15 protein-coding genes are annotated in these 15,003 nt (G+C 64.1%); 10 read left to right on the top strand and 5 right to left on the bottom strand.

The features are described from left to right. Positions 1-147 precede the first annotated feature (147 nt). The 9 genes from LWF01_RS18160 to LWF01_RS18120 all read left to right on the top strand — a co-directional run bounded on the left by LWF01_RS18160 (position 148) and on the right by LWF01_RS18120 (position 8,361). Positions 148-630, top strand: a complete 483-nt coding sequence (locus LWF01_RS18160) for a winged helix-turn-helix transcriptional regulator (protein ID WP_349638779.1) — start codon at positions 148-150, stop codon at positions 628-630. A gap of 33 nt (positions 631-663) precedes the next feature. Beyond that, positions 664-1,083 (top strand): TOBE domain-containing protein, encoded by a 420-nt coding sequence (locus LWF01_RS18155; protein ID WP_349638778.1) that lies wholly within the window; start codon positions 664-666, stop codon positions 1,081-1,083. After that, positions 1,076-1,852, top strand: a complete 777-nt coding sequence (gene modA, locus LWF01_RS18150) for a molybdate ABC transporter substrate-binding protein (RefSeq protein WP_349638777.1) — start codon at positions 1,076-1,078, stop codon at positions 1,850-1,852. The genes LWF01_RS18155 and modA overlap by 8 nt, the downstream gene beginning before the upstream one ends. A gap of 14 nt (positions 1,853-1,866) precedes the next feature. Further along, positions 1,867-2,667, top strand: coding sequence for an ABC transporter permease (locus LWF01_RS18145; protein ID WP_349638776.1), 801 nt, complete (start codon positions 1,867-1,869; stop codon positions 2,665-2,667). 4 nt (positions 2,668-2,671) lie between these two features. Beyond that, positions 2,672-3,715 carry an ABC transporter ATP-binding protein gene (locus LWF01_RS18140; protein ID WP_349638775.1) on the top strand — a complete coding sequence of 348 codons (1,044 nt, stop codon included), beginning with the start codon at positions 2,672-2,674 and terminating at the stop codon, positions 3,713-3,715. Between the two features lie 151 nt (positions 3,716-3,866). Next, the gene (locus LWF01_RS18135; protein ID WP_349638774.1) at positions 3,867-5,735 is read left to right on the top strand and encodes an acyl-CoA dehydrogenase; all 1,869 of its coding nucleotides are present in this window, start codon (positions 3,867-3,869) and stop codon (positions 5,733-5,735) included. Between the two features lie 67 nt (positions 5,736-5,802). After that, a complete protein-coding gene (locus tag LWF01_RS18130) occupies positions 5,803-6,894 on the top strand; it encodes a hypothetical protein (RefSeq protein ID WP_349638773.1) in 1,092 nt (363 codons plus the stop codon). Positions 6,895-6,952: 58 nt separating this feature from the next. Beyond that, positions 6,953-7,789 (top strand): HpcH/HpaI aldolase/citrate lyase family protein, encoded by an 837-nt coding sequence (locus LWF01_RS18125; protein ID WP_349638772.1) that lies wholly within the window; start codon positions 6,953-6,955, stop codon positions 7,787-7,789. Positions 7,790-7,902: 113 nt separating this feature from the next. Continuing rightward, complete coding sequence (locus tag LWF01_RS18120; RefSeq protein WP_349638771.1) at positions 7,903-8,361, top strand: VOC family protein; 459 nt, start codon at positions 7,903-7,905, stop codon at positions 8,359-8,361. Between the two features lie 49 nt (positions 8,362-8,410). Here LWF01_RS18120 and LWF01_RS18115 read toward each other — a convergent pair whose 3' ends face one another. Further along, entirely contained in the window at positions 8,411-10,444 is a 2,034-nt protein-coding gene (locus tag LWF01_RS18115; protein ID WP_349638770.1) for an NHL domain-containing thioredoxin family protein, read from the bottom strand. A 150-nt stretch (positions 10,445-10,594) separates the two neighbouring features. Here LWF01_RS18115 and LWF01_RS18110 point away from each other — a divergent pair, with 150 nt between their 5' ends. After that, positions 10,595-11,302, top strand: coding sequence for a YggS family pyridoxal phosphate-dependent enzyme (locus LWF01_RS18110; RefSeq protein ID WP_349638769.1), 708 nt, complete (start codon positions 10,595-10,597; stop codon positions 11,300-11,302). A gap of 10 nt (positions 11,303-11,312) precedes the next feature. On the opposite strand, the gene LWF01_RS18105 is transcribed toward LWF01_RS18110, so the two are convergent. The 4 genes from LWF01_RS18105 to rpsN all read right to left on the bottom strand — a co-directional run bounded on the left by LWF01_RS18105 (position 11,313) and on the right by rpsN (position 14,998). Continuing rightward, a complete protein-coding gene (locus tag LWF01_RS18105) occupies positions 11,313-13,379 on the bottom strand; it encodes a bifunctional copper resistance protein CopD/cytochrome c oxidase assembly protein (protein ID WP_349638768.1) in 2,067 nt (688 codons plus the stop codon). Beyond that, positions 13,376-14,215, bottom strand: a complete 840-nt coding sequence (locus tag LWF01_RS18100) for a nitrilase-related carbon-nitrogen hydrolase (RefSeq protein ID WP_349638767.1) — start codon at positions 14,213-14,215, stop codon at positions 13,376-13,378. Before LWF01_RS18100 ends, LWF01_RS18105 begins: the two co-directional genes overlap by 4 nt. A 131-nt stretch (positions 14,216-14,346) precedes the next feature. Continuing rightward, complete coding sequence (locus LWF01_RS18095) at positions 14,347-14,640, bottom strand: HU family DNA-binding protein (RefSeq protein WP_349638766.1); 294 nt, start codon at positions 14,638-14,640, stop codon at positions 14,347-14,349. 52 nt (positions 14,641-14,692) lie between these two features. Beyond that, positions 14,693-14,998: a 30S ribosomal protein S14 gene (rpsN, locus tag LWF01_RS18090; RefSeq protein WP_349638765.1), complete on the bottom strand. Its 306-nt coding sequence runs from the start codon at positions 14,996-14,998 to the stop codon at positions 14,693-14,695. Between the last annotated feature and the right edge of the window lie 5 nt (positions 14,999-15,003).

Genomic DNA, 15,003 nt, shown 5'->3' with positions numbered 1-15,003 from the left:
TGGCTATGAGCTCTGCCCGGCATTGCTGCCGACCAGCCTTGAGCTCTGCTCGTCAGTAAACCCTGCCAATCCCAGCGTCGGCGAACAGTTCCCTGGACGCAAGTACTGTCTTATTCGTCTAGTAGTGCCAAAATGTATACTGAGCCCATGCGAAAGGCCGTTGCGAAAACCATCGACAGCTGCACCCTTGAGGTGGCCATGGCCGTGCTCGGGGGCATCTGGAAGCTGACAATTCTGAAGCATCTGCTCGCCGAAACCCGGCGGTTCGGCGAACTCGGCAGGTTGATGCCGAACATAACGCCCCGGATGCTCAGTCGGCAGCTACGCGAGCTCGAGGAAGACGGCATCGTGGTGCGAAAGGTCTATCACCAGGTGCCACCTAAGGTCGAATACTCGGTCAGCGGCTTCGCCCGGACGCTCGCACCACTGGTGAGCGACATCGAGCGTTGGGGCGAGTCGTACCGCACCGAGTTCGCCGCAGAACCGGAAACAGGTCCCGGGGCAGATCCGGAGACAGGTCCCGCCGCCGATCCCAGGACGACACTCGGGACAGCACCACCGGCCCCCGGGACAGCGGCAGAACCAGCCCCGGAAACCTCAAAGGAATCAAAAGCCGACAAAATCGACTGACAAAGCCGCATTTGCGGCTGTATGCTCAGCTTCATGACGCGATTTAGGATTTCCGAAGCTGCGCGGCTGCTCGCCGTCAGCGACGACACCGTGCGGCGGTGGATCGACCAGGGACGACTGAGGGCGGCGGACCGCGCCGGCTCCTCCGGACGCCAGATGATTGATGGCGCGGATCTTGCCCGACTCGCCCTGGAACTCGGCGAATCGGCACCGGAAACCCCGGGCAGCAGAACGCCATCCACTGCTCGCAATCACTTTCCCGGCATCGTGACTGCCGTGAAAAAGGATTCCGTGATGGCCCAGGTCGACATCCAGGCCGGTCCATTCCGGGTGGTCTCACTGATCAGCGCAGAGGCGGCCGAGGAACTCGGCCTCGAGGTCGGGGTGGCAGCAGTTGCCAGCATCAAAGCGACAAATGTCGTGCTCGACCGACCGGGAGCTCGCGATGCTTAGGCGCCTGGTTGCCCTGCTGGCAGCGGCATCATTGCTCGCTGCAACCGGATGCGGCAGTGCCAGCGAGGCCGCCCCGGGGAAGTCCGGGCTGAGCGGCACACTGACGGTGTCGGCCGCGGCGTCACTGACCGAAACATTCACCGCACTCGGCGACAGCTTCATGGCCGATAACCCGGGAGTCGATCTGAAGTTCAACTTCGGCGCATCCTCGGCCCTAGCACAGCAGATCACCGACCAGGCGCCCGTCGATGTCTTTGCCTCTGCAGACGAGAAGACGATGAAGACTGTGTCCGACGCCTCCGATTCCCCCCTCGATCCAGAAGTCTTCGTCACGAACGTGCTGGTAATCGCCGTGCCCAAAGGTAACCGCGCCGGGGTCACCGACCTCCGCGACTTTGCCGACGAGCAGAAGAAGATTGCGCTCTGCGCCGCCGAGGTGCCATGCGGGGCGGCGGCACAGACGGTCCTTGACAGGGCCGGCGTGACACCACAACCGGACACCCTTGAAAAGGACGTCAAGGCCGCACTGGCCAAGGTGAAGCTCAACGAGGTCGACGCCGCGCTTGTCTACCGGACCGACGCGCTGGCCGCAAAGGACAGCGTCGATATGCTGGAGTTCCCGCAGTCTTCGGCTGCCGTGAACAAGTATCCGATCGCGGCACTGCCGGAGTCCCAGAACCCTGACGCCGCGAAGGCCTTCGTTGAATACATCATGTCCCCCGCTGCCCGAGAAGTCTTCGACGACGCCGGATTCCAGCCGCCAAGCTAGGCAGGTGCGGATCAATGCGCTCTAGTTGGCGGCTGCCGTGGCCGCTGGCAATTCCGGCCGCCATCGGACTGCTGTTTCTTGTCCTGCCTGCGATCGGCTTGGTGGTTGGGACACCCTGGACCCGACTCATCGAAATACTCGGCACCCCGACGGTCGCCGATGCAATGCGACTTTCACTGATCTGCGCGAGCGCGGCGACGCTGATCTCGATTGTGCTCGGCGTCCCGCTGGCCTGGCTGCTGGCCAAGGCGCGCTTCCGCGGGCGGGGCCTGATCCGCGCGCTCGTCACCGTGCCGCTCGTGATGCCGCCGGTCGTTGGCGGCGTCGCACTACTGCTGGTTTTCGGTCGCAACGGGTTCATCGGCCGCCTGCTGGACGACGCGTTCGGCGTTTCTCTTCCGTTCACAACACTCGGCGTGATCATGGCGGAGACCTTCGTGGCAATGCCATTCCTGGTGGTAACGGTGGAAGGCGCGCTACGCGGCCTGGACAACCGCTTCGATGCCGCCGCCGCGACGCTCGGCGCCTCACGCTGGTACACATTCCGCCGGGTGACACTGCCGCTGATTTGGCCGGGCGTGCTCGCCGGATCGGTTCTTGCGTGGGCTCGCGCGCTTGGCGAGTTCGGCGCCACCATCACATTCGCCGGGAACTTTCCCGGTACAACCCAGACCATGCCGTTGGCCGTCTATCTCGCGATGGAAAACGACCCGGAGGCGGCAATCGTCCTCGCCCTGCTGCTTCTGCTGGTCTCAGTCGCCATCCTCGCCGTGCTCGGCGATCGCTGGACCCGTCGGGTGAACGCCAATGCTTAGGGCGGTGGGCACGGTGAAGCGAGGCAGCTTCACCCTCAACCTCGATCTTGAGGTAGCGGCAGGAGAGACCGTCGCCCTACTCGGCCCGAACGGCGCCGGTAAGTCAACAGCGCTGCACACGCTGGCCGGCCTGCTTCCATTGGCCACCGGCAGTATCCGGCTCGGCACCGAAACCCTCGACGACGGCACGCGGCGCCGAAGTCCCGATCAGCGCCGGGTGGGTGTGGTCTTCCAGGACTATCTGCTCTTTCCACACCTGAGCCTGCTGGAGAACGTCGCCTTCGGATTGCGGGCGCGCGGCAGCACGAAAACAGCTGCCCGCCGGAGAGCGGCCGACTGGCTTCGACGGGTCGGGCTCGGATCGCGAGCGCAGGCCAGGCCGAGCGAGGTATCCGGCGGTCAGGCGCAGCGGGTCGCCCTTGCCCGGGCTCTCGCCTCGGAACCGGACCTCTTGTTGCTCGACGAACCACTCGCCGCCGTCGATGCCGGGACCCGGCTGCGGCTGCGATCCGACCTGCGCGCGCAACTGCGGAGCTTTGCCGGACCGGCCGTGCTGATAACGCACGACCTCGCCGACGCGATGGTGCTGGCGGATCGGATTATCGTGCTCGAGAACGGTGAAACCGTGCAAAGCGGATCGCCGCGGCAGGTAACCACGGAGCCGCGGTCACCCTATATGGCAAGCCTGGTCGGGGTGAACATCTTTACCGGTCTCGCCCGGAAGGGCCGGCTGTCGATCGGCCACTCCAAGGTGACGGCGCGCACCGATCTGGACGGCAGGACGCTCATCACGCTGCCACCGACCGCGGCACAGGTCCGGCGAGACGCTCCGGAGATCCCGGCGCACAACATCTACCCCGCCCGCGTCGTCGGCCTGGAGGAACACTATGAGGCCGTCCGGCTTCGGGTCTCCCCCATCGACCCCGATCAGGGACTTGAGTTGTTTGCCGATGTCCCAATCACCGAGTTAATTGATGGCGTTGCCGAGCTGGGTGCCAGGGTCTGGGTCGAAGTGGACCAAACTCAGCTGCACGCATACCCGTTCTGACCCGATCCATTGGGCCGGCGTCACCGGCTGGCTTAATTCGTCTTGCATAAGTTACTCGCCAGTAGCATCCTTGAGCTATAGGCGTGCCTGAGGTGCCACACGCCCTCACCATCGCCAGCGCGCCGACCAGCGACCGAAGAAGGAAGCCACAGTGAGCCACTACAAGTCGAACCTCCGCGATATCTACTTCAACCTCTTCGAGGTATTCAACCGGCAGGAAATCCTCGGCAGCGGCCCATACGAGGACGTCGATCCGGCAACCGCGAAGGAGATTTTGTCCGAGATCAATCGGCTGGCCGGTGCTGAACTATCCGATTCGCTGCTGGACTCCGACCGGAACCCGCCGGTTTTCAATCCGGAAGACTACTCCGTCACGCTCCCTGAATCATTCAAGAACAGCTATAAGACATTTGTGGACTCCGGCTGGTGGCAGCTCGAGGCGCCGGAGGAGTTCGGTGGCACCGCCGTCCCGCCATCGCTGCGCTGGGCCGCGGCCGAACTGATCCTCGGCGCGAATCCCGCGATCCATATGTACGCCTCGTTCGCCTCGTTCTCGAAAATCCTGCTCAACCTCGGCACTGAGGATCAGCGTCGGCTTGCCGCACATATGGTCGAGAACAAGTGGGGCGCCACCATGGTGCTCACCGAACCGGACGCCGGGTCCGATGTTGGCGCCGGCCGCACCAAGGCAGTGCAGCAAGCCGACGGCAGCTGGCATCTCACCGGCGTGAAGCGCTTCATCACGTCCGGCGAACATGACCTCTCAGACAACATCATCCATTTCGTTCTCGCCCGTCCGGAGGGGACCGAGGGCGCGGGCGGCCCGGGAACCAAGGGGCTGAGCCTCTTCATCGTGCCGAAGTTCCACGTCGACCTTGAGACCGGCGAACTCGGCGAGCGCAATGGAGCCTATGTCACCAACGTTGAACACAAAATGGGGCTCAAGGTATCGACCACAACCGAGGTGCGCTTCGGAGAGGTCGACGGCGTCCCTGCGGTCGGCACGCTGCTCGGCGACGTGCACGACGGCATCCGCCAGATGTTCCACGTGATCGAGTACGCGCGGATGATGGTCGGCTCGAAGGCGATCGCAACCCTGTCCACCGGCTACCTCAATGCGCTCGAGTACGCCAAGGAGCGCGTGCAGGGCCCCGACCTCGCGAAGCAGTCGGACAAGGCGTCGCCACGGGTCACCATAACGCACCACCCCGACGTCCGGCGGTCGCTGATGACGCAGAAAGCCTACGCCGAGGGGCTGCGCGCTCTCGTGGCGCTCACGGCCACGGTCCAGGACCGGATCGAGCTGGCCGAACGCGCCGGTGCCGAGCCCGATCCGCTGGACGTTTCAACGAACGACCTGCTGCTGCCGATCGTGAAAGGTTACGGCTCCGAGCGGTCCTGGGTGCTGCTCGGCACGGAATCGCTGCAGACGTTCGGCGGCTCGGGCTTCCTGCAGGACTACCCGGTCGAACAGTATGTACGCGACGCGAAGATCGACACCTTGTACGAGGGCACCACCGCCATCCAGGGCATGGACTTCTTCTTCCGCAAGATAGTGAAGAACAAGGGCGCGGCGCTCGGCGCTCTCTCGGCCGAAATCCAGGCGTTCGCCGAGAGCCAGGCGGGCGGTGCCGCGCTTGCCGCAGAGCGGGCGCTGCTGGGCCGTGCGCTCGGCGATGTCGGCGGCCTGGTCGCCACACTGACCGGCTTCCTGCAATCGGCCGATCCCCGGGTCGAGGGCGGCGACATCAACAACATCTACCGCGTCGGACAGAACACCTCGCGGCTGCTGCTCGCCGTCGGCGATGTGGCGATCGCCTGGCTGCTGCTTCGCCAGGCCGTTGTTGCCAATGAGGCGCTGGCCGGCGATGTATCCGGTGCGGATCGCGACTTCTACCTTGGCAAGGTTGCGGCCGCACGATTCTTCGCCCGTCAGGTTCTGCCAAAGCTGACAGCGGAGCGCAAAATCGCGGAGGCGACCGACAATGAGCTGATGGAACTGCCGGAGGCCGCGTTTTAGAACTGCCGGAAGCGGCCTTCTAGATGTAGGGTTCGATTCAGAACCCGACCGGCCCAGGAGGTACACGATGCCACAGGGCGAGCCAGCCGGTGATTCGGCAGGAGAAGGTGATCGGCCGCATCCTCCGCTCCGCAGGCCGACCACTGGCTACGGCATCCCTGAGGACCTGGAAACGCCCGAACCAGTCGCGCGTCCGGATCGCAGGATTATTCAAGCCACATTCATCAGCGCACTGATCCTTGTAGTGCTCGGCGTCGCGACGATTCTGCTGCTCAATCGATACGTTTACAGTCCCGAAAGCGTCGCCGGGAGCTACCTGGAAGCCGTGGCACGCGGTGACGCTGAAACGGCACTCAATCTGCTCAACCCGGACGACATCGAGGACAACAACCTCGAAGGGCTGAGCGATTCCGTGCTGAAGAACGCGGCCAATCTACCCGTCGATATCCAGTTGGTGTCCTCCGAACGGAGGGCAGATGGAACCGTCGAGGCGAGGTACTCGTATCGGATCGGCAGCAACCAGCAACAGACGACATTTCTCCTGCAGGACAGTGGACCCTACTGGCTGCTGTTCCATACCTGGCGATTGACTGATACCGCCTTGCCGACCGTCGATGTCGAGGTGACGGGGGCCGAGTCCGTGCAGATCAACGGCTCGGACGTCGATCTGCGGCACAGCAACACGCTTCCACTGCTTTATCCGGCCACGTACTCATTCGGCTACCGCGGCACGTACATGACGGCGGACAGCGAACAGCTCGACGTCACTGACGATTCCCAGCCGGACAATGTGGTTCGACTCAACCTCAAGGCGACGCCGGAGCTTGCCCGCGAAGTTTCTCGTCAGGTCAACGCCTCACTTGACGGCTGCGCACAGCAGACAGTGCTGGCGCCGGCGGACTGTCCGTTCGCGGTGGAGAACGTCAATCAGATCAACGGCGATGTCAGTTGGAAGATCATCAAGTACCCCGAGGTGACGCTGCGCAGGACAGACAATGGTTGGACGATGCAGTCGGCCAGAGGACGTGCGGAGGCGACCGGTTCCGAGACGGATATCGTGACGGCGAAGGTCGGCAGGTTCTCGCTCGGCAGCGATTTCGAGTACTCGGCGACGGTGCGTGTGTCGGGTGAGAGAGTTATCGTCAGCCCTGAGTTCTAGGTCACTTTTCGGACCCCAAGGTTAGTCTGCATGGCCAGATCGCGTAATATCAGTCGCCATGTCGCCACGTAAAATTTCCGTTCCCGCAGATATCTCCCGCTCCTGGCTGCTGGTTCCCGGAACGAAGCCCGAACTGTTCAGCCCGGCGATGGATTCCGCTGCCGATCAAATCATTCTCGACATCGAAGATGCGGTGGATCCCAAGCTCAAACCGCGCGCCCGGACCGATGTTGCCCAGTGGCTTTCCAACGGAAGCGAAGGCTGGGTCAGGATCAACGACGCATCCACCGCATTCTGGGCCGACGACATCGCCGAGTTGCGCGGAAAGAAGGGCCTGCGCGGAATCATGCTCGCGAAGACCGAGTCCGCCGAGCAGGTCGAGAAGACCGCCGAGCTTCTCGGCGACGACACCCCGATCGTGGCACTCGTCGAGTCAGCAATCGGAATCGAAGAGGCAGTCAACATCGCCCGGGCGAAGGGCGCCTTCCGCCTCGCATTCGGCAGCGGAGATTACCGTCGGGATACCGGCATGAGCAGTGACGCGCTTGCCATGGCCTACCCGCGGGCGCGACTCGTGAACGCCAGCCGGATCGGCGGACTGCCCGGACCGATCGATGGCCCTACAGTCGGCACCAGCCACCCGATCCTGCGTGAACAGTCAGCTGTCACTGTTTCGATGGGTATGACCGGCAAGCTGTGCCTGCAGACAGACCAGTTGCCTGTGATCAACGAGGTGATCAGCCCTACCCAGAGTGACGTCGCCTGGGCAAAGGAGTTCCTCGACGACTTCGTCGCCAACGGCAGCGTCGTCCGTGACGGCAGCGACCTGCCTCGGCTCGGCCGCGCCGAGAAGATCCAGAAGCTGGCACACGCCTTCGGCATCACCGCCCCATAGCGCTCTGCTGGCAGGGCCTCGGGGCGTTGACGTATCGCTGATTCGGCGGGACGGTTGAGTTAGCGTCCGCTTCCCGGCGGCGCACAGCGCAGCTGAAAGGAAGGTGGTCAGCGATGCCCGCTCAGCTCAGTTACTGGACCCTCGCCGTTACCGATGTCGACAGGGCGGTCGAATTCTTCGGCGCCGTGATGGGTTGGACGTTCAGCGAGCCCGGCTCGGCCGGAGGGCGGCACGTGCTGGAGTCCGATCCCTGGGGCGGCCTGGCCCCAGCCCTGCCGCCGCGCGACAGCGAGGAGCACCACCTCTTTGCGGTGGGAGTCGACGGCACCGTCGACGAAGAGGACGATCGGTCGGCCCCGTCCTCGTCGCCAGGAACTGCCGAGACCGCAACTACCCGACGGAACAATGGTCTTGCGTTCCAGGCCGACGACCTTGACGCGGCGATCGCAAAGGTCCGCGAGCTGGGCGGCACCGCGCAGGATACCGGTGAGGGTGGCGACTACGGACGCTGGGTGGAGTGCACCGACGACCAGGGCACCGCCTTTGCGTTGTTCGCCCGAGCCGAGGCGTAACGGCACCGAAAGCCGAAGCGTAACGGCGCCCGGAAGCCGGTGTGACTACCTAGGAGGCCCCGCGCAGGTCCAGTGCGAGTTCGGTGGCTCCGCCTTCGACGACGCGCACCGGAATCCCCCAGTCCTGCTGATACAGGTGGCACGCGGCGTGCTCCGGAACCTCGCCGGTCACCGGGTCGCCATCGCAGGCCGCCGCGCGCGCGGTGATATGCAGAATGCCCTCGGTGAAGCCGTCCGAAATCGAGAGCTTTCGGGTGAGCCCTTCTGCTCCGCCACTTCCCTCGCCGAGCAGTTCCGGCGGGGTCGAGGACACCTGGAGCCAGGTTGGGTCGCCGTAGCGGTCATCGAGTTTCTGGCCGGTCGGCGCGACGAATCCGATGTCGAGTGCCAAGGTGCCGGCCGCTACATCGGTGGAGGGACGTGACGTGCTCTTCGCGCCGTCGTCCACGGTTTGAGCATGCGCCGGAATTGCGACCCGGGTCAGCCGGTGCGCAGCGGACTCCACCACGAGAAGGTGGAACGGGTCATTGTCGGTGCCTTCGCCCACGACCACAGCATCGCTCGGCTCCGCAAGGTCGCGTGCCAGCGTCCCGACCTCTGCCCTGGCAGGGTCGTAACGCCGGATGGCGCCGTTGTACGTGTCCGCAATGGCAATCGAGCCGTCCGGCAAGACTGTGACGCCGAGCGGATGCTGCAAGCGTGCCGCTTCTGCGGGCCCATCCCGGAAGCCGAAGTCGAAGAGTCCTTCGCCGACGGCTGTCCGGACTGAAATGGATCCGAAGTCGCGCGGACGGGCAATCTCGGCGGCGTCCGGCGAGATCGTCCGACCTGCCTCCGGGTCCTCGCCCAGCTCGTCCAAGTAAACGTCTGCGTCCTCGAACTCGATGTAACGCAGCGCCGAGGTTTCCGAATCGGCCGTCCAGATCCGGCCGGATGCGTCGGCGGCCAGACCGGATGTTTGCGCGAACCAGGCCTCGCCTGCCGAGCCGTCGAGCAGCCCCTCGTTCATTGTGCCGGCCAGATTGGCGATAGTGCCTTCCAGCGGGTCAAAGCTCCACACCGTGTGATTGCCGGCCATCGCGACGACGACGGTGCGAGTGGACTCAGACCACAGCACATCCCAGGGCGACGACAGCTTGATCGTCGCCGCTGGACCGTCGTAGGCGCCTCGGTCCGCGCGCCGAGGCTCACCTGGCTCTATCGCGACGTTGTCGACGGCGCCGACCATGTACTGCTCGCCGGTCCCCGCGATGGTGATGACGCTGCCGTCATCCAGGTTCAGGCCGCGCAGTACGTGATTCACGGTGTCAGCGACGACAACGTGATAGCCGACGCGCTTCGAAACGGCAGCCGGCAGCAGGGTGAGCCCCTGGGGTTCGCTGAACCGAGCCACAGCGGCATCGCCATCGACCAGGCCGCGTTCGCCGTCACCGAATCGGCGGCGCACTGTCTCGGCGTCCGGCGCCAGTTCAAGCAGCCTGTGGTGTCCCGAATCCGAAACCAGGAAGCCGCCGTCTGGAAGCCTCAGAACCTTGCCCGGGAAGTACAGCTCCGTTTCTGGCGCTGCCGGCGGAACGTAGGGTCCGTCGCCCCGGTGCAGTGTGCCCTTCTCTTCGTGCTCGGCGATCAATTCTTCGATCAGCACCGCCAAACCGGCGGCGTGGCCCTCGCCGGACATATTTGCGACGACGTACCCTTCCGGGTCAACCACGGCAAGAGTCGGCCATGCCCGAGCGGCGTAGGCCTGCCAGGTATCCAAGTTGGGGTCATCCAGCACAGGGTGCTGCACCTCGTAGCGGCTGACCGCGGTCTCCACGGCAGATTCGCTGCGTTCGAACTCGAACTTCGGAGAATGCACGCCGATGATCACCAGGATGTCGGAGTACTTCTCTTCGAGCGGGCGCAGCTCATCCAGGACATGCAGACAGTTGATACAGCAAAACGTCCAGAAGTCGAGCAGCACGATTTTTCCGCGCAGTTCCTGCAGGGTCACATCTTTGCCGCCGGTGTTCAGCCAGCGGCGTCCGACCAGCTCAGGGGCGCGCACACGGGTTTTTGTCGTCACATCCCTAGTCAACAACATATACGGCACTATTGCTTCCCCGGACTACATCGGACGTCATCTACGTGTCCCGTTTCACAAGGGCGTTCCGCTCCTCGGCGCAGCCAGCTGCGGCGATAGGGTGGCGTAGAGAGTTCCCGATAATTGCCCTATTCAGTTGCAAGGAGTGCGATGTCCGCCGACACCGATCTGATCCCCGCCCGATTGGATAAGGTCCGCCGGCGTGCGGATGCCGCCGCCGAGCGGTCCGGACGTTCGGGTTCGGACGTGCGCGTCATGTTGGCCACCAAGACCCAGCCTGCCGAACTGATTCTTACCGCGCTGAAACATGGCTTCACGCTTATCGGCGAGAACCGGGTGCAGGAGGTGGTCGCCAAGGCGGACGAGCTCTCCGCCGTCCCGCATGAAACACACCTGATCGGTCCACTGCAGTCCAACAAGATCAACCATGCCCTGCGGCATGTGAGTTGTATTCAGTCGATCGACCGGCTGGATATCGCCGAGAAGATCCAGCGTCGGCTCGAGGCGCAGGACGCAGTTGTGGATGTCTATGTCCAGGTCAATACCTCACGGGAGGACTCCAAGTCCGGAATCGAGCCGGCCGGCGCCGTGCACTTCGTGCGTTCCCTGGCCCAATTCGATCGGCTGAAGCTCAAAGGGCTGATGACGATCGGTCTCCCGTCCGAGGACCACGAGGAGATCAGGCCGAGCTATCGGAACCTGATTGCGGTTCAGGAGTCGCTGCGCGGGGCCGGCTTCGAGGGGGTCGATGAGCTCTCGATGGGGATGAGCCACGACTTCGAACTGGCCATCGAAGAGGGCGCCACTATGGTGCGGGTGGGCAGCAGTATTTTCGGCGAACGGCCAAAGCCGCGCTGAGGGCGCACGCCTACTTCTTATCGGAATCGGCGAGCTTGGCCAACATCTCGTTATAGGCGCGCAGTTCGGCATCCCCCGTGCGCGCCTCCTTCCGGTCGCTGCGCTTCGCTTCGCGATCCGAGCTCCGGGCCCACTGCACCGCAACAATGACGGCGAGCAGGAAGGTCGGGAACTCGCCGATGCCCCAGGCGATTCCACCGCCTTCCTGCTGGTCGGCAAGGGCAGAGCCGCCCCAGTCACGGCCCATGTTGCCGAACCAGCTTGCCTCAAGCAGCACCGTGGACCCCATTAGCGTGACACCGAAGAACGCGTGGAACGCCATGGTCGCAAGCAACAGGACCAATCGCAGCGGGTAGCTGAACCGGGTGGGTCCCGGATCGATGCCGACAAGTGCCTGAGCGAAGAGATAGCCCGCGATCAGGAAGTGCACGATCATCAGTTCGTGCCCGACGTGGGTGCGCAGCGCCAGCCCGAACAGCGGCGAGTAATAGAAGACTATGATGCTGCCGGCGAAATTGATCGCCGCAATCAGCGGGTGTGCCATGAACCGGGCGAATCGCGAATGCACGGCAGCAAGCACCCACTCGCGCGGTCCACGCGAATCGTCCCGCCGGGCCGGGACGGCGCGCATCAGCAGCGTGACGGGCGCGCCGAGCACCATGGGCAGCGGTATCGCCATCGCCAGGGTCATGTGCTGCACCATGTGCGCGCTGAACAGCACCCGGCCGTAGACGACTCCGCCGCCGGAAGTGATGTAGATCAGCGCCAGCATGCCGAAGATCCACAGCACCATTCGGTGAATCGGCCAGTGGTCGCCGCGCTTGCGCACGACCCAGACGCCGCGGCAGTAGGCGATGATCGCGAAGCCTGCGATGGCTATCCAAATCGGATCCGGCGCCCATTCGGTGAACCAACGTGAAGGCGTCAGCTCAGGCGGCAGGTCGTAGCCGGTCAGGAAGCGTGCCGGCGTCTGCTCTACCGGTGGTTCCTGTGGAACGGGCGGCGCGGTACGGGAAAGTGCCACTGCCGCGCCGCTCGCGATGCCGAACAGCAGCATCTCTCCAGCGATGAGCCGCCAGAACAGCACCTTCGCCGCAGCAGCCGCGTCGCCAAGCCGCCGGACGATGTAGCGCCGGTGCCACCAGCCCACCCCGCCCAGGGCGAGTGCCGCCAGCGACTTGAGCACCACGAGGGCGCCGTAGCCGCTCAGCAGGCCGTCCCAGCCACCTAGCCGGATACTGGCGTTCACCACGCCAGAGAAGACGACCAGCAGGTAGGCGAACAGCGCCACATTCGAGAAGCGGCTGACGACATCGGCCAGACCACCCGGGACGACTTTGCTGGCGGTTGCACGCGAGGTGAGAATGCCGGAGAGCAGGCATAGGCCTAGGAGGCCGCCGAACCAGAGCACGACGCCGAAGATGTGCAGGCCGATCGAGCCGACTGCCAGTTCGTGGTTGTCGCTGCCCGCGGCGTGCCCGATAAGCGCCTGAGGTATCAGAGCGAAAATCGTGGCGAGCGTGAGCAGGCCGATGCCGGTCAGCGAACGAACTCCGAAGATCAGCGTGGAGACGACGGCGGCGGTCAGCGCGATCACCAGCCAGGCCCGGCCGGTGTCGAGCTGGGTAACGAACAGGCCGAGCTGCGCCGAGAAATTTCCCGAGCGAAGCGCCTGTTCACCCGCCGTGTCGATGTAGCTGAGCACCAAGACCGCGACGGACGACAGAGTCCAGACCACCGATGACGCCGAGGCGATACCGAGCGCGCGTTCCCACGCCGGGTTCAGCGGCTGACTTTCAGTTCCCTTGCGCTGCCGATTCGATGACGCAGTGCGCGGGATGGCGACCGCGGCCAGGGCGAGCACCCCGGCGGTCACCGCCAGCGAGACGTTGTAGACGAGTTCTGCGGCCGGCAGTCCCCAGCGGACGAACACTCCTGGGTCGTTGATCAGGCTGGCCGCGGCGGCGCCGGAGAACGCCAGCCCGCCGACCAGGGTTATCACGGCGGCGATCGCTGCCAGCGCCAGCCCGACATCCGCCGCCAAGGGCCGTTGCGCGACTTCCCGCGATGTTGTCACAGTCGCCGGTCTGACAACGCGGGGAAGTTCTCCCGCCGGGCGTGGATCGCGGCGATATCGATGCTGGCCTCGAGTATCGCTTCGTCCGGTCCGGCCTCGGCAAGGATTGTGCCATCGGCGGCCACCGTAACGCTGTGGCCGCCCATCTCGACCCCCGAGTGGGTGCCTGCGGTATTGACAGCCACAACGGCCACAAAGTCTTCGATAGCGCGCGCCCGTGCCAACAGGCTCCAGTGGTCAACCCTCGCCGCCGGCCAGGCTGCGGGAATGATGACGACCTCCGCCCCCTTGTCCAGCAGGGCGCGGAACAATTCAGGGAATCGCAGGTCATAACAGGTGGCGAGGCCGAGCATGACCTCACGGCCGTCGACGGCGATCGGCACGGTGACGATGTCGGTTCCGGCGTCGAGCAGTTTGGGCTCTCCGGCTCCGAAACCGAATCGATGGATCTTGCGATATCGAGCAACTACCTTGCCGCTCGGGTCCAGCAGGATCGAAGTGTTCCACAGCCGGCGCTCACCATCGGGCACTGGCTGGCCGTCGGACGGATATCCGTTTGGGCTCTCGGCGTCCTCTGGGTACTCGATAATCGAGCCGGCGTGCACGTACGCGCCGACAGCCCTTGCCGATTCCGCTATTGCCGCTACGATTTCGCCGGCGGTGGTCTGAGCGCGTTCGAGCCAGCTGCGATAGCTGAATCCTCCCGGCGCCCATAGCTCAGGCAGGACTATCAGGTCGGCCCCGGCCTGTTGTCGCACCAGTGCGGCGGCTCGCGCGATGCGGTCCGGCATCGACTCATCGTCGCCGTAGCCGAGCTGGATTGAGTGAACGCGCATAGTTACAGCCTAAATCTTCTTCTACGCCCAGTCGAAAGCGGTCCCGTCCGGTGCCAGCGACATCATGGTTCCCCGGACACCAGAAAGGGCGGTCACTCGCTACGAGTGACCGCCCTTTCCTTAGAACGCTCTTACTTGCCCTTAGGGGTGCCAGCAGCAGCCTTGAGCTTCGAGCCGGCTGAAACCTTGACCGAATAACCGGCCTTGATCTCGATCTCTTCACCGGTCTGCGGGTTACGGCCCTTGCGAGCGCTACGCTCGGTGCGCTCTACGGAGAGCCAACCTGGGACGGTGAGCTTGTCACCCTTGGAAACGACATCCGAGAAAACTTCGAAAACGCCGTCAAGCACGTCAGAGACCTGCTTCTGGGTTACGCCAGCCTTTTCAGCTACCTCTGAAACGAGTTCACTACGGTTCTTAGCCATGTAACTAGTCCTCCTTTAGGACGTTCGTATCGATTGTGCGCCAGTGCCGAACTTACCAGCTTGACTTGGTAATTCCAGGAAGCTCGCCTTTATGCGCCATCTCGCGGAATCGTACCCGGGAAAGACCGAACTTGCGCAAGGTGCCACGCGGACGACCGTCAACTTGGTCGCGATTTCGCAGTCGGGCAGGTGAAGCATCGCGGGGAAGCTTCTGCAAACCGAGGCGTGCGGCCTCGCGTTCTTCGTCGCTGCTCTCCGGGTTTACCAGGGCGCGCTTGAGCTCGAGACGCTTCTCGGCGTAACGCTCAACGATGACGCGACGCTGCTTGTCGCGGGCGATCTTTGACTTCTTAGCCATGTGTG

The organism is Saxibacter everestensis, from assembly GCF_025787225.1.
Classification (GTDB): Bacteria; Actinomycetota; Actinomycetes; order Actinomycetales; family Brevibacteriaceae; genus Saxibacter; species Saxibacter everestensis.
The sequence above is the reverse complement of the archived record's forward strand: the minus strand, read 5'-3'. Positions and strand labels throughout refer to the sequence as shown.